1 protein-coding gene is annotated in these 330 nt (G+C 71.8%); it reads right to left on the reverse strand.

The features are described 5' to 3' along the window. On the reverse strand, positions 1-330 hold a 330-nt coding region (locus IG74_RS47415), incomplete at both ends, for an acyl carrier protein (RefSeq protein ID WP_037827627.1).

Here is a 330-nt window from a genome sequence, read left to right on the forward strand (position 1 = left end):
ACGGAACTCCACCGCCGTCAGCGAGTCGAAGCCCAACTCCTTGAACGCCCGCCCCGGCTCGACCACTTCAGCACCCGCGAAACCGAGCACCGCCGCGGCATGAGCTCGCACCAGGTCGAGCAGGGTCCGGTCGATCTCGGCCTCGGTGAGCCCGGTCAGGCGCTCCCGCAGTGCCGAACCGGCCGCGACGCCGGTGCCCTCGGCGGTTCCGGTGTTCGCCAACGCCTGCTGGACCTCGGGCAGTTCGCCGAGGAGCGGGCTGGGCCGCCCGATCGTGAACGCGGGCGCGAACCGCTCCCAGTCCACATCGGCGACGGTGACCACACCCTC

It is taken from the genome of Streptomyces sp. NRRL B-1347, from assembly GCF_000720325.1.
Lineage (GTDB): Bacteria > Actinomycetota > Actinomycetes > Streptomycetales > Streptomycetaceae > Streptomyces.